The following is a 20,688-nucleotide window of genomic DNA, read 5'->3' as shown; positions in this document are numbered from 1 at the left end:
GGAGAGGGGGAGAGGGGGAGAGGGGGAGAGAGGGGGAGAGGGAGGGGGGCGTAACCGCGAGCGCGTCGTAAAATAACGGGGGTTCCTGCCATGACGCGGACGATGGAATCGTCGACGGGGCGGGCGATGGGGCGGTTGTGAACTAAAAACAAATCGGCGATGTCGCCCAACCGTTCTACGGCTTCGCGGTTGTCGATACAAATGGGTTCGTCGGAGCGGTTTCCGCTGGTGGCGACGACGGGAAATCCTAAGTCCGACAGTAATAAATAATGTAGCGGGGTGTAGGGAAGCATCGCCCCCAAGTCGGGATTGTCGGGAGACACGGCGTCGGCGAGAGCATCCTCGGGGGAACCGTCGGAACGTCCCTTTAAGATGACGATGGGGGATTGGGGCGATCGCAGAATTTCGGCTTCTACCTCGCTGACGTGACAGTGGCGACGCACCGCTTCGAGACTGGGATACATGACTGCGAAGGGTTTGTCGGGGCGACGTTTGCGATCGCGTAATTCTCGAACCGCCGTTTCGTTGCGAGCGTCAACTAGGAGTTGAAAGCCGCCTAAACCTTTAAGAGCGACGATTTGACCGTTTCGTAGGGCGGTTTCGGCCTGTTGTAAGGCTTCCTCGTGGCTGGCGAGAACCTCTCCATCGCGTCGCCAGAGTTCGAGATGGGGTCCGCAATGGGGACAGGCGTTCGGTTGGGCGTGAAATCGGCGATCGCCCGGATTGTCGTATTCTTGCTGACAGTCGGGACAGAGTGGGAACTCTCGCATCGTCGTCAGCGGGCGATCGTAAGGAAGGGTTTCGACGATACTGTATCGAGGTCCGCAGTTGGTGCAGTTAATAAACGGATAACGATAGCGGCGGTTGTGGCGATCGAACAACTCCCGCACGCAGTCGGAACAGGTGGCTAAATCGGGGAGAACTAGGGCGGTTTTATGCTGGGGACGTTCTTCGGAAGTGCGGATTTCAAACTGTGTATAACCGATGGGTTCGTCCCAGCGGAGGGTGAGGCGATCGATTTGGGCGTGGGGCGGTTTGTCGCGGCGGATGCGGTGGTGAAATTCCAGCAATTGAGGTGTCTCGCCTTCCACTTCCACGAACACCCCTTCAGCGGTATTGTTCGCCCATCCCGTCAACCCCAATTCCACCGCTAAGCGATAGAGAAACGGACGAAATCCCACCCCTTGAACGAGTCCCTGAATTTGCAAGTGCAACCGTTTCCGTCCGCGAGAGGCTGTCTCGACGGTTTCGGATGGAATCGGCGTCAGGGGTTGGGGGGAAACAGCCATTAGTTTCGGGAGAAGGGGGAGATGGGTTTAGGTTGGGGATTCTGAGGGGGTTAGGAGCGCGAAAATAAAGGGAGACATGGCTTCAGACAGCAATACCAAGATCCAGAGATGTCCTTCCCAGAATCGATAGTTTTCGAGTAGAGTCGCCCAGGAGTCTCCAGCGACGTAATGTCCGAAGACGAACTCGAACAGGATGGTGAGTCCCACCCAGGTTGTGGCGGCGATAACGGCGGCTTTGCGGGGGCGATCGCGATTTTGACGCATATATATCCACGCCATCGCGAAAATCCCCGTCACGATAACCACCACTTTGTACGGTTCTACCCAGGCTTCGCCGAATTGCGCGAATACCCAGGTACTCCCGATGTAGCCGTTCGTCACCGCCAAAACTGCTAACGCACACCAAAGTAAAAATGCAAGTCTCATAGCAAGGGAGAGGGGGAGAGGGGGAAAGGGGGAGAAACTCTCAACTCACTACAACATTGCTAATTCCGGCGTTTGGCTGACTTGGTGTTCGAGGTAGTCGTACCACGCTTCTAAGCCTTCTCCGGTTCTCGCAGAGACTTCGAGGATTTGGGCTTGGGGGGCGACGCGACGAACGTTGTTGAGAGCGGTATCGCGATCGAATCCCACCACTTCGGCGATATCGATTTTGTTCACCACCACCGCGTCGGCGGATTTGAACATCGTGGGATATTTCAGGGGTTTGTCTTCCCCTTCCGTCGTCGAAAGTAGGACGATGCGGCGGGTTTCTCCTAAGTCGTAAGCCGCCGGACAGACGAGGTTTCCTACGTTTTCGATAAAGAGCAGTTTGACGCCATCGAGGTTCAGTTTGGCGATGGCGTTCGCCACCATGTTCGCTTCGAGGTGACAGACGTTTTCGGTAACGATTTGCACCACTTGCGCTCCACTTTTCCGCAGTCTGCGGGCGTCGTTGTCGGTTTCGAGATCGCCTACGATAACGGCTGTCGAAAGTCGCGATCCCAGTTCGGTTAACGTTCGTTCCAGTAGGGCGGTTTTACCAGAGCCGGGGGAGGAAAGCAGGTTGAAAACGGCTAAGTTTTTGGCTGTAAAAAAGCCGCGATTGCGTTCGGCAAGGCGATCGTTTTTCGATAAAATTGCTTCGTGAATTTCTAGGGTATGGGTGCGATCGCCTTCACTGTGATGGTGGTGATGTCCGTTGTGATGGTGGTGATGGTGATGGTGTTCGCGATCGTGAGACGACGAACGTTCGGCGTCCAATATTTTTACGGTTCCTGGGGTGACTGCACAGCCGCAATTTTCACACATAACTGATTTAGGAAACCTCCATCGACGACAGTTCGAGTTCTTTTCCGCTGATGACCTTCGAGGTAATTCGATGGCAGTTCGGACATTCAAAAACGATATCTTCGGGTTGAAAGTCCGTCTGACATTGGGGACAGTGACATCGGGCGGGAATTTTTTCGATTTCAAAGGTGGCGTTTTGGGCGATCGTCCCCTCAGACACCACGTCAAAGGCAAAGTTTAACGCCTCTGGCACGACGCCGGATAGAACGCCAACGCGCATTTTTAATCGATGAATTGTCGTCGCACCGCTAGATTTGGCGCGATCGATCGCGATTTCTAGGGTACGCTCCATGATACCGACTTCGTGCATGAGATGTTTCGATCGAACAAACTAGCAGGAATGTTAACGAAACCCGATCGCATCTGAAGCCGTCACTCTCGCTTGAGTTGCCTTTTCGAGCGGACGAATCCGAGGTCTTAAGTCAGATTAATTCTGACTTACAGCCCGGCCGTCCTCCTTACTTCTACTATAAAAAACTTTGGCAAGCCTTGTAAGAATTTTTATAAAAACTATATGTTTCGCACGAAATTTCTTGATTACCATAAAAATGTGAGAGTAGAGACTCATTTTTTTATTGAGAAAGACTGGCGGTAGTTGCCGAGCAGTTATCGCAGATCGCGTTACAATTTGCAACAAAAATAGCCCCAACTTCACAACATCGATCGGTCGTAATTTTACAATTAGCAACAGTCCTATGAAATTTGTCAGTGAGTACCGCGATCCGACTTTAGCCCAGCACTACGCCGATGCGATCGCCAATTTGGTGACACGACCCTGGACGATTATGGAGATTTGTGGAGGACAAACCCATTCCATCGTCAAATACGGGATCGATCGCCTGTTACCGGACACTGTAACCCTCGTTCACGGGCCGGGTTGTCCGGTATGTGTAACGCCAGTCGAACTCATCGATCGCGCGATCGCGATCGCCCGTCGCCCCGACGCCATCCTTTGTTCGTTTGGCGATATGTTGCGGGTTCCCGGTAGCGAAACCGATCTCCTCAGTGTCAAAGCCTTGGGGGGACAGGTGCAAATCGTCTATTCGCCCCTCGACATTCTCGAAATCGCCCGTCAAAACCCCGACAAAGAAGTGGTATTTTTCGCTGTGGGGTTTGAAACCACCGCCCCCGCAACGGCGATGGCGGTTTACCAAGCCGCCCAGCAGAACTTCACCAACGTCTCGTTACTGGTATCTCACGTCTTGGTTCCCCCGGCGATGGAAGCGATTCTATCTTCGCCCAACTGTCGGGTTCAAGGGTTTTTAGCAGCGGGTCACGTTTGTACGGTGATGGGCTATACCGAATACGAACCCATCGTGGAAGAGTACAACATTCCCATCGTCGTGACGGGATTCGAGCCAGTAGACATTTTGCAGGGAATTTATATGTGTCTGCAACAACTCGAACGCGGTGAGGCGAAACTGGAAAACCAGTACGCGCGATCGGTCTCTCGGGAAGGAAATCAACCCGCTCAACATTTAATTTCTCAGGTGTTTGAAGTGGTTCCCCGTCGTTGGCGGGGTTTGGGGGAAATTGCGCGAAGTGGTTTGGGTTTGAAAGCGGAATTCGCAGCCTTCGACGCCGATCGCAAGTTCGGTTTCGATACCCAGTCCGAACCGGTAGACGCCGACACCGAATGTATTAGCGGCGAGATTTTACAAGGGTTGAAAAAACCTCATGAATGTCCGGCGTTTGGGACTCGCTGCACGCCAGAACGTCCCCTCGGTGCGCCGATGGTATCCTCAGAAGGGGCTTGTGCGGCCTATTACCGCTGGCGTGGAGAAGTGGAAAAACCGGAAGTCGTTTCGTCTGGTGTTTAGATTTTTAGTGTTTAGATTTTCAAAATCCACCCAATTTCAACTAACTTGAAAAAAAATATGGGTGCGTAAAAAAAGTAGCGAGCGATCGCTCTGTCAAGGAGAGTTCCACTGACAAATTGATTCGGGTCGAACTGGACAAGTTTGAGGAGAGATCGGGTTGCGAGCGAGATCGAGCAATGTCAAATTGGATAGAACCGATAAAGAACTTGCATCTTCAACTTCATTTCCCTCGAGCCAAAGTTTTTCGAGATCGCTCAGAGCCGCGAGAGGCGTCACGTCCTCAATTTCATTGTTGCTGAGAGCCAGTGCTTCAAGATCGCTTAAAGAGGCTAGCGGAGTAACGTCTTCAATATCATTGTTATAGAGCCACAGTTCCCTTAGATTATCTAAAGAGGCTAAGGGAGTTACATTTTCAATTTCATTGTTATAAAGAAAAAGCCTTTCAAGATTTTCCAAAGAAACCAAAGGGGTAAGATCTTCAATGTCATTATGGTAGAGTCGAAGTTCTTTAAGACCGCTAAGCGATGCTAAAGGGGTAAGATCTTCAATATCATTTTGCGACAAGTCTAACGATACCAAATTTGTTAAATTTATCAAGGGAGTGACATCTTCGATATTATTTTCTGAGAGATTTAGCGATTCTAAATGAGTGAGAGAACCTACCAAGCTAAGATCGTCAATATTACTATTCCTTAGAGATAAAGACTCTAAATCTGTTAGAGAGGACAAAAAACTAATATCTTCAATATTGCTATTGCTCAAAGTTAAAGATTCTAAATTGGTCAAAGAAGCTAAAGGACTAATATCTTCAATATTAACATTGCTCAAAGTTAAAGATTCTAAATTAGTCAGAGAGACTAACGCTTCTAAGTTAGTCAAAGAAGCTAAAGGACTTACATTTCCGAGCGAAAAAGAGGTTAAAAAATTAGCATCAAAATTTGAATAATAAAGCGAAATACGTTCTAAATTGGTGAGAGAGGTTAAAGGAGCAAGATCTTCAATGGTAGACGACAATAACATAAGAGATCGACTACTCATTAAGCGTTCTTCTGCTAGCTTGCAATTCTGAGTTTGCGCTTCTTCTAATAACACTTCTACAGTATGTCTAGCATTTGGATAGAGTGTGTTTCTCTCTGCACACCAATCGCGGAAAGTCAAGCGATGTTTGGTCGATTGTGCTGTGACAGAGAGGGGTATACTTCCGATGAATAGCATACTGCATAGAATTAGAGAGACACCTCGAATCTCTAGAAGGTTTAAACGAGTGCGGTTTTTCATGATTGTTCTGATAGAAGTATGTCTTGTTATCTGTTATGTTGTCTGATGGGTTTAGTTTTAGGGGTATCTAATAAATTGTAACTGTTCAAGGGAGTCCACATCTCGCACAAATTCCTCTAAACGCTTGACACGTATAGGTTTCAGGCATTCTTCTACAGCGAGGCGAATGTCAGTACAGACCCCAAAAAGCAGTTCGATCCTCACCTTAGTCGGAAACAGCAGCGTAGAAACCAGTCAGAAAATCAATTGCAGGCTGTTTTTTATGCTGATTTCACTCAAAGTCATGCTGGAGAATTTTCGAGATACCCCCTGAATAGTTACATCTAATAAATTTAAATTTTTGAGATGCACCCGTTTCTACAAGTCTAACGTTAATTGTATAGAACGTTTGTTTTGATTTTGGTTTTGTGTATTTTTTTGAGTTGAATAATTAGCGATAAATAGTTCTGCTCCTTTTTCCGCTTTTCCCTGTTGGTAATTATTCATTCCATACTGAAGCTGCCATTCGTATAAATTGGCAAATTCAAAATTTTGACGAATTTCTTCGCAGTCGTCGTAGGTAATTAACCAATGGTGAGAACAGGCTTTTAAATCTTCTGAAAATCGCTGATGGTCGAAATTGGCGTGTAACGCACCTCGTTTTCCGTAAAGTCTGGATTTCGTCGCGGTAAAATAAGGCGGATCGAGAAAGATAAAAATATCTCGATCGGATTTTTGGAGAAGTTCGCTGTAATCTAAATTGGTAATTTCAACATTTTTCAAAACACGATCGAGTTGGCTCAAGCGATCGATCGCAGACTCTGTAAAACGTTCCTCGAAAGACTTTTGAGAATAGCCCCCCGCTTCGATGGTTCCGGAAAACGTAATGCGATTTAAGACGAAAAAGCGAACGGCGCGATCGCATTCTGATAAACTTTCGACCTCTGCGTTTGCAAGTTCCTCGAATAACTCTCGTCCGTCTCGACGATTGGCTTTGATGTCTCGAACCTTTTCGACTAATTCCGATAGCTTAGACTGTGCGACTTTCCAAAAATAGTAAACTTCTGGGTTGAGGTCGTTAATCCAAACGGGAATTTGAGGATACAAGCGTTTGAATTCTATAAATACCGAGCCACCTCCCACAAATGGCTCGCGAAATTCCTCTATTCGAGGTGGAAATTTTTCAAAAATGCGGCGGAGTGCGCGAGATTTTCCGCCAGGATAGCGTAAGGGACTGCGAAGGTTCATGGGGGAATTCACCACAGAGACACAGAGGACACAGAGGAAATAGCAAGACTCATTTTGTCAAGAGTTTGTTAGGTTTTTTAAAATAAAAGCAATGGAACCTCTAGAGAGGTCTGAAAAACGGGTTTTATTGTAACGAATTTGCAGAAGAGACCTGACGGAGACCGCGACCTGATATAGTGGATCGATAGAAAAATTTCGAGTCGTTCGTTCAAATTTGGGGTTGTCCGTGGCGATCGTTGCAATTGCCAGTCCGAAAGGTGGCGTCGGGAAAACCACGTCCGCGATCGCACTCGCGGGATTGCTGGCCGAAAAGCAATCTTGCTTGGCGGTCGATCTCGACCCGCAAGGAAACCTGACGATGGGGTTGGGAGTCGAACTCGAACCCGACCAAATCGGGAGTTACGACGTGATGACGCAGCAGCTCGAGGCGGAAGAACCCATCGTCGATACCGAGTGCGGCGTCGATCTCCTCCCCACCGACAGCACGCTGGCCGAAGCAGAAAAGGAAATTTCCGACGATCCCGGTCGCTTCTTCGTCCTCAAGCGACAACTCGATCCCCTCAAAGCTAAGTATCGAACCATCCTCATCGACTGTCCCCCCAACATGGGACTGTTGACCCTCAACGCCCTCGCCGCCGCCGATGCGGTGTTGGTTCCCGTACAATGTCAGTTCTTCTCGCTGCGGGGACTCGATCGCCTCCTCGAAGAAATCTCGCAAATTCGCAGCCAGTACAACCTGCGGCTGCGTCTGTTGGGAGTTCTTCCAACGATGGCAGAAAATACCATCATCACGCGTAAGGTTCTCGCCGAACTCAAAAAACGTCACGAAAACGTCAGCGTGTTTTACCCCGTTCCCAAATCCGTGAAGTTCGCCGAAGCCACGTTTGTCGGAAAACCCATCCACCGCTACACGAAAAACGCAAAACTGGTGAAGCCTTACGAACGGGTGATGCGAGCCATCGTCCCGCGATCGCAAAAAACCCCGAAAGAATATTTATTGTAGATTCTCAGCGATCGGCGAGACAAGTTATCGAGGGCGATCGCCGTCGCGGTTAGTACAGTCCTCCGACAAATGCCCTCGATCGACGATTTCGTCACAGAGATGGTGGTCTGAGGGGTTTCGGTAACGTGAGTGTTCGGACAAATGCGATCGACCGACGACCTCGTCGCAGAGATGGCGATCGGCGTGGCTCAAGTGGGGAGAACGTTTCAAATAGTTTTGAAGGCGATGACATCCCACCGCGAGAACGCGATCGAAATCGATGGCTTCCTCTAAATGCCAAAGAACCGCCGTGCGATCGTCCGACGACGACACTAACTGAGTTCCGTCGGGAGAAAACGCCAACGCCAATACCGTACTGTCGTGTCGGAGTAACGTCGCCACTGGCGTTCCATCCCACCGCCACAGCTTCACGACGCCGTCGTCGCCTCCCGTGGCCAAAAACTTACCTTCGGGACTGGTAGCGACCGTCCAAATCCCATCTTCGTGAGCGGCTTCGACGGCGTGCGACAGTGTACCGTCTCGGTTCCAAACGAGGATTTTTCCATCGTCCGAGACAGACGCTAACCATCGTCCGTCGGGATGCCACACCACATCGAAGACGATCGAGCGATGTCCCGTTAAAACCCGTTGAAAGGTTCCGTCTCGCGACCAAACCCGCACCGTAGCATCGCCACCGCCAGCGGCGAGGAGTTCCCCGTCGGGAGACCAAGACGCGCCCCACACTCCCGCCCGGTGTCCCCACAAAGTTGCCAGAGCCTCTCCCGATCGCGTCCACAGACGAACCGTGCGATCGCTGCTGGTCGAGGCGAGCGTCCGACCGTCGGGAGAAAATTCGAGATCGCGCACGTCGGCCCGGTGGGCTTGCCAAGTAGCGATTTCCGTTCCCTCGGGGTCGAGCAGAACGATCTTGTTTCCCGTTTGAGCGGCGGCGATCGCCCGACCGTCTGGGGCGACCGCAACGCTACCGTAGAGCGGAAAATTACCCGTGAAGCGACGCACGGAACTCCTATCGACCGATTGCAGAGACAGGGCGCTCGGATTGAGCAGGGCAAAGGTTTGGCCGTCGGGAAAAAAATCGCTTCCTGTGATGCTAGCTCCAGGCTTGACAAACTGACGAGACAGAGAGTTTGTGGGGCGAAAGACGCGAATTACATCGTTCCACGCCGCCGTCGCGAATTCTTCCCCATCGGGACTGAAGACGATATCCATCACGACGCCGCCGTATCCTGCAATCCGGTTGAGGAGCGTTCCGTCTTTAACCGACCAAAACTTGACGATCTTCGTGTTCGATCCCGACAACACCGTTCGTCCGTCGGGACTGAACGTCACCGCCCAAATGCTGGTACGATCGGCCGCGATGGTTTGAGTCAGCGTGCCGTCTCGGTTCCACAGGCGGAGCGTGCCATCGCTAAACCCAGCCGCGATCGTGCGTCCGTCGGGACTGAACGCCACAGACAACGCGGGAACCTCTGCCCGGACTAAGATCCGTTCTAAGGTTCCGTCTAACTGCCACAGGGCGACCGTTCCATCCGCGTTCGCGGTTGCGACCGTCCGTCCGTCGGGGCTGAACACCGCTTCGCGCACAGTTCCCCCTTGTTCGATCGTCGTGAGGAGAGTGCCGTCCCGTCGCCAAATGCGAGCAGTACGATCGAGACTGGCCGACACCAGTAAGGTACCGTCAGGGCTGAAGTTGGCATTGTAAACCGGGGCTTCGTGTCCCGTGAGGGTGCGGAATAGGGTTCCGTTGCGGCTCCACAGCTTAATGGTGGCGTCCCCACTTGCCGAAGCGATCGCCTGACTGTCGGGGCTGATGCTCACCCCGAGTACGGGGCCTTTGTGTTCGGTGAGACGGTACAAGAGCGCTCCGTCCCGTCGTTGGACGGTGACACCCATGTCGTTGACGAAAGCAAGGAATTCGCCGTCTGGACTGTAGGCGATGCCGTTGTATCCGATGCTCGTTGCCAGATGGTTCGTTTCGATCGAGCCGTAGATGGCTTGACGGATCGCGATCTCGACCATCGCTGTCGTGTGGGGATCGGCAGGGCGATCGAGCTGTTGCAGTTGCTGTCGAGCCCGCAGGGCGTTGATTTGAGCGTCGAGCTGTTTGTCGAGGGTAAACAGGGCGTGGGAGTATCGCGTCAGTTGGCGGATCGCGCCGATGCGTTCGTTGTACTCGCTGTCGGAGACTTGGCGGTAGGCCGATAATAAGGCCAGACTCAAGATCGTCACGACACTCAACGCCGTAGTCAGAACGATGATAAAGATCTTTTGGCGTTGCGCGGTCTGCTGTTTGAGTTCGGATTGTTGGCGTTCGGCGATCAGTTTGGCTTCGATCGCCCGCGTTCGTTCGGCTTCGAGGGCTTGTTGGATTTCTCGGCGATCGACCGCATCGCTGGCGGCCAGAAACTGATAGTCGAGGCTGCTGAGGTTTTTGCCTTGACTCCAGGCTTTGGCGTCGGCCAGGGCGTTTCCCCGGAGCAGTCGCGACTCGTCTTGAAACCTCGATTTTTCCCAGGCTTTGAGAGCTTCAGCGTAGGGACGCAACCGGTGCAGTTGCTGTTCGACCCAGCGATTGTCGAAGACTTGGCGATAGATGGGGTTTTTAATCTCGAGCCGTCCGTTTTGCTTGGCGACGAGTCCCGACAGCAGCAGTTCGAGCTGTTCGCGGCTGTCGTCGCTGGGGATCTCTGCGCCCTCTAGGAGTGTTTGATACAGTCCTAGCAAGCGCCCGGCGCGGTTTTCGTCGTATAACAGGCGATCGCGCACCGTTCGCAGGTGGGGCGGTTCGTCCTGGGTATCCCAACGATCGATCAGGTGCGATCGCACTAATTTATCGATCCAATCGGTTTCGTTATAGGGACACAGACAAAGCAGTTCGGCTTCGCGGACGGCAAGTTGACAGAGTTTTTGGGTTAAAAAGGGTTGGCCGTTCGTCCACGCGAGAATTTGTTGAAAAACGGTATCGGGGCGCTCGAACCAACCGCTCAACCCCTCTATTAGAGGTCGCCCTCTTTCTAAGTCCAGCGGTTGTAAGTCGATGGCGGTACCGATGTTAAAGGGGGTGCGGGTGCGATCGCTCACCAGGTCGGACGGGGCGGCCACGCCGAAAATTGCGAAGTGCAACCGTCGGTATTGGGGATCGATCGCCTGCTGGTTGTAGCAAAACCGAATCCAGGCGAACAGGTCGTCTGTGGAAAAGTCCAGGCTGAGAACGCTGTCGATTTCGTCGAAGAAAATTGCGACGTGCCGATCTCGAAAGTGGGGCAGCAGCAGGTCTTCGACGAACTGGCTCAGACAGTGGAGCGGTGCGAGATCTCGGACAGTCTCCCACCACTGTTTCAGGTTGAAGCGACCGAACAGTCCCAATCCCCGCACTAACTCGACGATAATGCTTTTGTACCACTGTCTCGGTGTTAGGTTGGCGCTGCCAATGCGAGTCATGTCGAGACTGGTGCAATGAAAGCCGTCTTGTTGTAAGCGCGATCGCGTTTGCACGAGTAGGGAAGATTTGCCCACCTGACGGCAGTTGAGGACGTAGCAAAACTCTCCCCGATGTAGGGCGCGGTACAACTGGCGGTCGGCATCTCGCTCGACGTAGGTGGCGGCGTCGCTTCCGAGGCTACCGCCGACGTGATAGCTTGTTTGAACCTTCACGACCGACATATTTTGAAAAAAAGTTGCGTTTTATTCGCGAGTATGGTATAGAGGTAATCGCGAAAGTTGAGGTGGAACGAACCCCCAAATCGCATCGCGCTTACGGTGCCGAGCTGGAGTTTGAGGCGGCGGGATCGGAGTGGGGATCGGTGCCGTTGCCTGTGTTGTGGCGAGTTGACGTCTCCGGTGCGATCCAGCCAGCGCGATGGGTCGCACTGAGTGTCACGCGATCGCACCCGTTTCGTTTCGACTCGTACAGAGCGGCTTCGGCAGCTTCCCGCAGGTCTTCGGGTTCGCTCTGTTCGTCGGGAACGATGCTCGCTGCACCAACGCTCACCGTCATCGTTTCCAGACCCGAGTTAGAGCGATCGCCCCGCTGAATGCGTAACATCCGAATTTCCTGACAAATTTCGCGAGCGATCTGTACGGCGGCGAGCGCGTCGGTATCGCTCAGCAGAACCACGAACTCTTCGCCCCCGTAGCGGGCAACGACGCGCTCGTGCATCCAGTCCCCGGTGACGCCGACGATCCCCAACGCCACCTGCTTCAAACAGAGGTCTCCGAGGACAGAGCCATAGGTATCGTTATAGGCTTTAAAACTATCGATGTCGCACGAGAGAATCGCCAAGGGGCGACTGTCGGCACGGCACTCTTGCCAAGCATCGTCTAATCGCAAGTCAAAATAACGTCGGTTGGGAATCTGGGTGAGTTCGTCGATATAACACAGTTGTTGGAGGGTTCGATCTTCTCGCTCTAAGGCGATGGGGCGATCGCCGACCGACAACACGTTAAACAGGCTCTCGAGGTGGGTCGGATCGCTGCGTTCGGAGTTGACCGACAGCAACGAATTTTCGGAAATTCTCAACCGTTCTTGAAAATAGTGTCGGTATAGCTGACAGCTCAGAACGACGGCGTTTCCCTGAAGCTTGACCAGTCCTAAACTATCGAGTTTGTACGCCAACACGGGTTCGAGTTCGACGCCGTCGGGCGATCGCAGGACGAGCGCTAAAGCTTTCAGTAGCATCGGCTGCGCTTGGAGGATCTGCCACAGTTCCTGCAAGTAGTTGCGGTAAATTCCGCCGAAGGTGGGGGCTTCGACTAAAAGGCGATCGAGATCTTTTTTACCTTGGCGTAAGTGGTACAGAGCGAGAGACACCAGATAGGGATGACCGCCGACAGTTTCGACGAGCTGGCAGGCGGGGAGATCGTCGTGCCAGGTCAGTCCGTACCGCCGCGCCAGTTCGCAGACGCGCTCGAGATTAAAAGGCGGTAAGACGATGGGCAGTCCCACGTTAAACGGAGATTGGTTGATGTCGAGGGGAACGTAAACCTCCGTCGAGTGAACCACCACCAAGCGCAGTTTTTGCCAGGTTTCGACCTGCTTGGCTTCTTCGTGCCACGATCGCAGCATCGGTAGGAACTCGCGGGCGACCTCGGGAAACTCGAACAGGCGATTGACTTCCTGCAATGCCAAGACTAAAGGGCGATCGAGGGCTTCGAGAACGCCGTGCTGCACGTACAGCGTACAGCTAACTTTCGAGCCAATATCGTCGTCCCAAATATCGTTGAGAGGGGTGGATAACCCTAACAGTTGCTTCAAATTGGCGCAAAACCAGCGCAGCAGTTTGTTTAAATCGCTCAATACTTCGGTCTCGGCCCGTTGGAAATCCAGTGTGACGGTGGCGTATCCCAACTCTCGGCCGCTGTGGAGAAGCCGCAGCAGCAACGAACTTTTTCCCATGCGACGACTGCCCCGAATGCGAATCGCACAGCCAGGTTTGTGGAGTTCGAGTTGGGTGAGGGTTTCGATGGGAGGACGTTCGACGTACAGGGGCGACTGTAACGGAAGTGGAGCGCCGGGATATTCGGGGGACGGTCGCTTGGCTTCGCGATCGCTCAATTCGTCGAGCAACAACCGTTCTTGAGAGGTCAGCGATCGCGGTTCGAGAATCGCGCGAAAATTGGCTTTAGAAATCGATTCGTCGAAAATTTCTGAGAGAATTCGCCATAATTGAGAGGCAACGTTTCGCAAGTAGTGAGCGTCGTATCCTAGATCGGCTTCCATGCGGGTATACGTTGCACCTTGCCACGCTTGACGCAATACGCGTTCCTGCACGGGAGCCATCGTTTCGCCAATGGCGCGAACGAGTTCGACGATCTCGTCAATAGTCATGTGAAAGACAATAAAGGCAATGAATAGGTCAAAATAGTTCGGGAACAGTCGATCGGAATAGCGATCGGGACGAGTCAGGGGACGAACGGACTTGAGGATATAACGGGTTTAAAAATACGCCGTATACTGGACGGGTCGATTTTTTGGGAGATCGATCGAGGATCTAAGACTATTGTAACGAGTGGTTGTAAGGCTACTGGTTGATTCGACCTTCAAAACGCGCCGTTTTGAAGATTTTTTACAACATTGTTATTTTTTGTCACTTGACACGCCCGGTAAGGTTTGTTGTATGGGGAACAGCTAGCAGTTCAAAAAAGTGTTTTTTGTTCGAGATCGATGCCGTTTGAAGTTCTATTGAAGTTCTATGACGACCGATCTTCTTGCTACCCTCCCCAGCGAGAATCATTGCCTATAATCGATCGCACAACTTTTCAATCGGGGATTCCCAAGTTCTGAATGTTGGGAATAGAGGACATGCCAGCAAAGACCAATGCAATCGTCCGCCAGCTGCGAGCAGCGGTCGATCGCTTTGAAAACGCATTGGGAGAGTTAACCGAGGCGATCGCTTGGACGAACGACACCGGACGAGTTCAGTGGTGCAACCGAGGATTCGCCAAACTCCTCGGTCGTTCTCGCTCCGACCTTTACCAAATCGATATTGTCGAGTTGTTTCCAGTTGAAAGCGATTGCGATCGCAATGGTTCGACCCCACATCCATTTCATCTGGCCCTGACCAGCGACAGTTACACTACGCAAATTTATCACAGTCAAAATCGAGATGGTCGCCCGCGCGTCCTCGAACTGTTTTATAACACTGTATCGGTCGAGCCGTCCGAGCCTCACGTGCTGTTAGTGGCTCGCGAACGCACGGAAACCCCAGACCGTACCGACAGTTCGAGTCTCTACCAACTGTTAGCCGACCATTCTACCGATTGGATTTCTCGACAGACCCTCGACGGCATATTTCTCTACACCTCACCAGCCGGTCAGCGACTGCTCGGTTACGCTCCCGATCGGGCTATCGGTCGCTCGGCCTTCGAGCTGTACCATCCCAAAGAGATCGAGCGACTCCATCAGATTTACCAAGAGGTGATTCGCCGTCCCGAAACCCCCATCTCCCTCGCCCACCGCATCCGCCACAAAAACGAGTATTACCTGTGGTTCGAGACGACGTTTAACGCCGTGCGATCGCCCCAGGGAAACGTTACTCGGGAAATCGTCGCCGTCTCCCGCGACGTGACCGATCGCCTGTCCTACCAAACCACACTCCAACGTAACGAAAAACGCTTTCGCGCCCTGATCGAAAACGTCACCGACGCCATTTTCATTCTCGACGCCCAAGGAATGTTGCGTTACGCCAGTCCCTCAGCCGAAAAACTGCTCGGCTACACCAGCGAGAAGTATTTGGGTCAGCCACCGCTGCAATTCCTCGAGAAAAATGAAATTCCCAAGGTTCGCCGGGCTTTCTACAAAGCTAGACGCTTCCCCGGACAGTGCGAAGTTCTGCGAGAGTTCCGCATTCGCCACGCCGACGGAACGTCTCTCGTCTTCGAGGCCGCCATTACCAACCTACTCTCAGAACCGGCTCTCGAAGGAATCGTCGTAAACTGTCACAACATCACCGAACGCAAAAAGGCAGAAGTCCAGCTACGCTACGACGCCCTCCACGATGCCTTAACGGGACTTCCCAATCGAACCTTGTTCATGGAACGCTTGTCTCAAGCGATCGCTTATAAAAAACGCCAACCGAACTACAGCTTCGCAGTCTTGTATCTCGACCTCGATCGCTTTAAGTCCATCAACGACAGTTTGGGACATCTCGCGGGCGATCGCCTCCTCGTCGAAGTGGCCAAACGCCTCAAATCCCTCGTTCGTCAAGGCGATACCGTGGCGCGGCTGAGTGGCGACGAATTCGCCATCTTACTGCAAGATATGAGTGCCGATGCCAACGCCCAACTGCTGGCCGATCGCTTACAAAACTCGCTCCAAAATCCCCTCGAACTCGAATATCAGGAAATCTTCGTCACCGCCAGCATCGGCATCGTTTTAGTCGATACCCTCTATCAAACCCCCTCCGACGTGCTGCGAGACGCTGATACAGCCATGTATCGCGCCAAACAGCTCGGAAAAGCCCGTCAAGAAATCTTCGACAGCACCATGTCGAAAAACAACCTCAAACAGCTTCGCTTGGGGGTCGATTTGCGTCACGCCCTCGATCGCAAGGAGTTAGAACTGTTCTATCAACCGATCGTCTCGCTGATGTCGGGACGTATCAGTGGTTTCGAGGTACTGTTGCGCTGGAATCACGATGAATTCGGTCGCGTCTCCCCCGACGAGTTTATCCCCATCGCCGAAGAAACGGGAGCGATCGTTCCCTTGGGGTGGTGGGTTCTCTCTCAAGCCTGCCATCAGATGAAACGCTGGCGCAGACAGTTTACCAACCGAGAGTTGACGGTGTGCGTGAACCTGTCGGGACGCCAGTTTTCTCAACCTTCGATCGTCGAACGCGTCGAACAAGCGTTGAAACTCACGCACCTCGATCCCTGTTTCCTGAAGCTAGAAATCACCGAAACCACCATCGTCGAAAACGAAGCCACGGTGTTAGATACGTTACAGCGACTCAAAAAAATGGGCGTTCAGTTGAGTATCGACGATTTTGGAACGGGCTATTCGTCCCTCTCCCGCCTGCGAAGTTTCCCCATCGACACCCTGAAAATCGATAAGTCCTTCGTTCAAACGATGGAGCGCGATCGCGGGAATCTAGCAATTACCAAGTCCATCGTCATGCTCGCGGAAACCCTCAATATCTCTACAGTCGCCGAAGGTGTCGAAATTCCCGAACACCTCAACCAACTCCGACAGCTCGGCTGTGAATACGCTCAAGGCTATCTTTTCTCCCGTCCCGTCAATGCCGAACAAGCCAGCGAGGTAATTTGTGAGAATCCGACATGGTAACGGGGGTGAGGAGATGGGGAGATGATGGGATGATGAGACAAAGAGTCGGTGCGCTTCTTTTAGGGAAGAGTTAAGAGTGTAGAGTGAAGAGTTAAAGAGGAATTCTCACTCTACACTCTGCCCTCCTCCGTGGTGCAGAAAACTTTTCTAGATCGGGAATTGACAAAACACATAAAATCTGTATTGGGACTCAATCCAGATCCCCGGCATCTCCAAGATGCCGGGGATCTCCGGCAGCAATTTACCAATCTGGGATTTTGCAGCCAACCCTTTAATACGGCGATATCTTTTCTAACAAGGGTTTCATGACTTTTCTGCACCACTAAGCTCTGCACTCTACACTGATAAACACGCACCCGTTCCCCGTTCCCTATCAACCCTCAATTATCTCCACTTCCTCCAACAGCGGTAAATCTGAGAGAAACTGACGGTCTTCGCTGATGTGAGGGAATTTCAACTGAGAGTCGGGAATTCCTTTTTTGACTTGGCGTTGACGTAAAATGTCGTAACTTCCCGATTTCAAAATTCGCAAACGCGGCGGCGGAATATCGCTTTTGCGAGAAATTTGATAGTGCGTATTTTCTTCGCTGAGTCGTTCGTCAAAGCGGCGTAAAAATACTTCAGGATTTTTCAGGGTTTCTCCTTCAGCTAGTTCGATATTCACTAGATATCGCGCGGGAAAATCGTTTTCAGATAACGTCAAACAAAAATCTTCGAGTCGCACGCCAAACTCTTCTTGTAAACTATCCATAACGCGAGTGGCATGGTCTTCAGTGGTTTTCTCAGTCGTCGCAGAAATCAAACCGCCAGCGCGGTGTTTGAAGACGATGAGCGGGGCTTGGTTGTAAAATCCGACCACTTCAACGACATCGCCGATGTCGTATCGGAAAAAGCCACCGTAACTACTCAGAAGAATGCGATAGCGTTTGCCAGCTTCAACTTCGCTCGGAAGCAGGGTTTCGGGTTGTTCGACGTGCCATCGATCTTCGGGGATAAACTCGAAAAAGCCGGTTTCGATCGATAAAATACTGCCGTCGGTGTCTACGTCGGGATAGATACTAAAGGTTCCTTCTGCCGAGGAAAATACGGCTCCGAAAATTGGTGTCTCGCCGAAGTATTCGGGAAAACGGCGAAAGTAGAAATCGGAGGTTCCCCCTCGCGCAGCTGCGACAAATAGAGACTCGGACCAAACGGATTTCGGCGTAAGGCGTCCTTCGGTTTGGAGAATTTGGCGCAGTTCGGCGGCGCGATCGCCATCCGCCTCCCACATGGATTCGAGTTGTTTTCGGATGTCGGGTTCGAGGTTCAGCCAATCGGCGATCGTCCCGTTTTCGAGGTCTCGCACCATCTCTTCTCCGTAGCGATCGAGATAGTTACAGATGCGTAAAATCAACATCGGAAAATTCGCAACGATTCCCCGAGTGCTGCGATCGCGCAACGCAAATAAAATTGCCACGTAATGACGCGCCACGCTATCGGCTGGAAGCAATGTCTCGAACGGGCTAGAAAAAATAGTATTATAAAGCCGTTTGTCCATCCGCATCACGCCGACGCTAGCCGGTCCGAACTCGATTCCTCCCTCGGTTCGTCCCCAAATTAATGCCGAGTTGGTCAGCAAAATCTTACCGAATTTCAGTCCTCGGCGCTGTAAGCCCCGCGTCAAAAAACCGAGGCTAGTCAGGTTTGCCCGACGCAATACACTTTGAGATTTCCGACTCGTGGGAATCAATTTTTTCTTACCTGTCGAGCCGCTCGTCAAGGTAAGATAAACTACCGGATCGGGTAATAAAACGTTCGGTTCTCCTTTTGCCACGCGATCGATGTAAGGTTCGTAACTTTTGTACGGCAAAATCGGCATTTTTTTCCGAAAGTCCGCAACGGTTTTCATCTCTCGAAATCCGTAATCTTTGCCGAATTCTGTATCTCGATACTGCCGTAAAAGTTCGAGTAAAAACCGTTCTTGAACTCGAGTTAAATTTCGAGTTTTTTGAACGAACCGCTCTCGCGTAAACCCTGTCACCCAATTAAGTAAAGACAACGCAAAGTCGGACATTATCTGAAAATTTTAAATTTAATGTAATTTTTGTTGAAAGATTATATCATGGGTACATCTCAAAACTGTAAATTTATCAGATTCGGAGTCTCTGCACTGAATTGAGCTGCTGTTGGGTTTCGCGATCGTTCCACCCAGGGACGGCAGCGTTGCCGAAGTCTAACCTACTTTAAACTCCTATTTTTACATCCATTGAGATGCACCCTATATCATTCAATCGAATCGAAAACATCAAAACATACTGAAGACTCTCCATTTGCTTTGAGCATTCTGCTGCAAATCTCAAAATGGCTGTATAACAATCGAATCTTTAGGTAGGCGAGACCCACCCGATCTCAAACTTCACTCAGACGGCGACGTATTTCCAAAAACCTTTTGAATCAGAGTTTGTAACCCAAACAGCAACAATCCCAACGCCGAAAACGCAAAAATAAACGTTGCTAAAGCACTCAACCCCATAACTAAGGTTCGCACCGCAGAAGCAATATTTAACGCCGTAGTGTTGTCCGTGTGAAGGGGCTTATCGGCAAAAGTCTGCACGATGGAGTTGGTCAACCGATACAGCAACAGTGCGATGGTTGCCGAAATCAGCGACCCGCTAAAACTCCTTAAAATTTTGGTCGTATCGTCCATGATTTTTAGATGAATAATTGACACTCCCCAGCCTAAAGGCGTGGGGATTCTTCTCTCAGCGATCCGACTTGCCCTGACAGGTTTGCACCAGCCAAGGTAGCGGTCAAATCTCCAGAAGCGTTCGGGTCATCGACCCAAGTTCCGGTATGCCCTACCGTACTCAAGGCAGCGTTCAGGATGTTGATGGCGGCATTGTGGTCTCTGTCTAACTCAAAACCACACCGACAAACGTGAGTTCTCGTCGAGAGAGATTTTTGAACGATCGCACCACAACTCGAACATTTTTGAGAGGTATAGGCAGGATTCACCGCCACGGTAATCTTGCCAAACTTCTCTCCAAATTGTTCGAGCCACTTCCTAAACTGATACCAACCCGCATCGTGAATCGACTTAGCGAGACAGTGGTTTCTCACTAGATTCCGTATCCTCACGTCTTCGTAGGCCACCAGATCGTTAGATCGGATTACGCAACGCGCCAGTCTCTTGGCGTGTTCTTCACGTTGCCGACTTATTTTGAGGTGTACTCGCCCGAGTCGATTGACGGCTTTTTTTCGGTTGGTAGAGCCTTTCTGTTTTTTGCTCACCCTTCGGTGAGCGCGTTTCAGCTTTTTCTCAGCGTTTCGGTAAAACCTCGGATTCGGTTCGCATTCTCCGTTTGAATCGGTGTAGAACTCCTTGAGTCCGACATCCAACCCCACGGTATTTCCTGACGGTTCGAGTGTTTCTCGAACCTCGACACTAACGCAGAACTGTGCGTAGTAACCGTCAGCCCTGCGAACCAGTCGAACCCGTTTGATTTGTTCTGTACTGTAAAACGCCAAATCCCAAGTTCCAACCAGTTTTAGTCGTCCTATATTTTTCTTATCCGTAAAGACAATATGCTTGGGGTCGAGTAACTTCCAACCTGAAGTTTTATACTCAACGGAACGACTGTTTTTCTTGAACTTGGGATATCCTTTGTGTCCAGGAACAGACTTGCGACAGTTCTCGAAAAAACGAGAAATTGCCGACCAAGCGCGTTCGGCTGAGGCTTGACGAGCCGTGCTGTTGAGTTCTCGGGCAAAGCTATACTCTCGAGCCAGGACTCGACAGTATTTGTTGAGGTCGTATTTGTTAACACCTCGGTTATCTATCCAATAGCGCAGTGCCTTGTTGCGAACGAACTGTGCGGTTCGGATCGCTTCGTCAATCGCTGCGTATTGGTGGGGCTTCCCTTTGACTTTGAACTCGAGAACAAGCATTGTCGTTTAGCTTGATTGTTCTGAATATTTTAG

14 protein-coding genes are annotated in these 20,688 nt (G+C 51.4%); 3 read left to right on the top strand and 11 right to left on the bottom strand.

Annotated features, from left to right (window positions below; translation table 11 throughout):
* From hypF to hypA, 4 genes are all read right to left on the bottom strand, one after another.
* Positions 1–1,289 (bottom strand): carbamoyltransferase HypF (gene hypF, locus POG22_RS18980; RefSeq protein WP_498906812.1); only part of this gene is annotated, 1,289 nt, incomplete at its 3' end.
* Between the two features lie 27 nt (positions 1,290–1,316).
* Complete coding sequence (locus POG22_RS18975; RefSeq protein WP_498906811.1) at positions 1,317–1,715, bottom strand: hypothetical protein; 399 nt, start codon at positions 1,713–1,715, stop codon at positions 1,317–1,319.
* A 48-nt stretch (positions 1,716–1,763) separates the two neighbouring features.
* Positions 1,764–2,579: a hydrogenase nickel incorporation protein HypB gene (hypB, locus tag POG22_RS18970; RefSeq protein WP_498906810.1), complete on the bottom strand. Its 816-nt coding sequence runs from the start codon at positions 2,577–2,579 to the stop codon at positions 1,764–1,766.
* Between the two features lie 7 nt (positions 2,580–2,586).
* Complete coding sequence (gene hypA / locus POG22_RS18965; RefSeq protein WP_017659276.1) at positions 2,587–2,928, bottom strand: hydrogenase maturation nickel metallochaperone HypA; 342 nt, start codon at positions 2,926–2,928, stop codon at positions 2,587–2,589.
* Positions 2,929–3,313: 385 nt separating this feature from the next.
* Between hypA and hypD the strand changes: the two genes are divergently transcribed.
* Positions 3,314–4,438 (top strand): hydrogenase formation protein HypD, encoded by a 1,125-nt coding sequence (gene hypD, locus POG22_RS18960; RefSeq protein ID WP_498906809.1) that lies wholly within the window; start codon positions 3,314–3,316, stop codon positions 4,436–4,438.
* 93 nt (positions 4,439–4,531) lie between these two features.
* On the opposite strand, the gene POG22_RS18955 is transcribed toward hypD, so the two are convergent.
* Both POG22_RS18955 and POG22_RS18950 read right to left on the bottom strand, forming a co-directional pair.
* Positions 4,532–5,716 carry a leucine-rich repeat domain-containing protein gene (locus POG22_RS18955; RefSeq protein WP_082901515.1) on the bottom strand — a complete coding sequence of 395 codons (1,185 nt, stop codon included), beginning with the start codon at positions 5,714–5,716 and terminating at the stop codon, positions 4,532–4,534.
* A gap of 357 nt (positions 5,717–6,073) precedes the next feature.
* Positions 6,074–6,943, bottom strand: coding sequence for a DNA adenine methylase (locus POG22_RS18950; protein WP_063716784.1), 870 nt, complete (start codon positions 6,941–6,943; stop codon positions 6,074–6,076).
* Positions 6,944–7,169: 226 nt separating this feature from the next.
* On the opposite strand from POG22_RS18950, the gene POG22_RS18945 reads away from it, so the two are divergent.
* Positions 7,170–7,946 (top strand): ParA family protein, encoded by a 777-nt coding sequence (locus POG22_RS18945; RefSeq protein ID WP_223307500.1) that lies wholly within the window; start codon positions 7,170–7,172, stop codon positions 7,944–7,946.
* Between the two features lie 24 nt (positions 7,947–7,970).
* Here the strand turns inward: POG22_RS18945 and POG22_RS18940 are convergent, their stop codons facing one another.
* Positions 7,971–11,600 carry an AAA-like domain-containing protein gene (locus POG22_RS18940; protein ID WP_498906808.1) on the bottom strand — a complete coding sequence of 1,210 codons (3,630 nt, stop codon included), beginning with the start codon at positions 11,598–11,600 and terminating at the stop codon, positions 7,971–7,973.
* A gap of 100 nt (positions 11,601–11,700) precedes the next feature.
* Entirely contained in the window at positions 11,701–13,773 is a 2,073-nt protein-coding gene (locus POG22_RS18935) for an AAA-like domain-containing protein (protein WP_498906807.1), read from the bottom strand.
* 474 nt (positions 13,774–14,247) lie between these two features.
* Between POG22_RS18935 and POG22_RS18930 the strand changes: the two genes are divergently transcribed.
* A complete protein-coding gene (locus POG22_RS18930) occupies positions 14,248–16,728 on the top strand; it encodes an EAL domain-containing protein (RefSeq protein ID WP_498906806.1) in 2,481 nt (826 codons plus the stop codon).
* Between the two features lie 373 nt (positions 16,729–17,101).
* On the opposite strand, the gene POG22_RS18925 is transcribed toward POG22_RS18930, so the two are convergent.
* The 3 genes from POG22_RS18925 to POG22_RS18915 form a co-directional block, all read right to left on the bottom strand.
* Positions 17,102–18,781 carry a GH3 auxin-responsive promoter family protein gene (locus POG22_RS18925; protein WP_498906805.1) on the bottom strand — a complete coding sequence of 560 codons (1,680 nt, stop codon included), beginning with the start codon at positions 18,779–18,781 and terminating at the stop codon, positions 17,102–17,104.
* 342 nt (positions 18,782–19,123) lie between these two features.
* Positions 19,124–19,414: a DUF3082 domain-containing protein gene (locus POG22_RS18920; RefSeq protein ID WP_498906804.1), complete on the bottom strand. Its 291-nt coding sequence runs from the start codon at positions 19,412–19,414 to the stop codon at positions 19,124–19,126.
* Between the two features lie 32 nt (positions 19,415–19,446).
* Positions 19,447–20,655, bottom strand: a complete 1,209-nt coding sequence (locus POG22_RS18915; RefSeq protein WP_498906803.1) for an RNA-guided endonuclease InsQ/TnpB family protein — start codon at positions 20,653–20,655, stop codon at positions 19,447–19,449.
* Positions 20,656–20,688 lie beyond the last annotated feature (33 nt).

The sequence above is a fragment of the Geitlerinema sp. CS-897 genome, assembly GCF_028368005.1.
GTDB classification, from domain to species: domain Bacteria; phylum Cyanobacteriota; class Cyanobacteriia; order Cyanobacteriales; family Geitlerinemataceae; genus Baaleninema; species Baaleninema simplex.
Note: the sequence above shows the minus strand (reverse complement) of the source record. Positions and strands in the feature narration are given on the sequence as shown.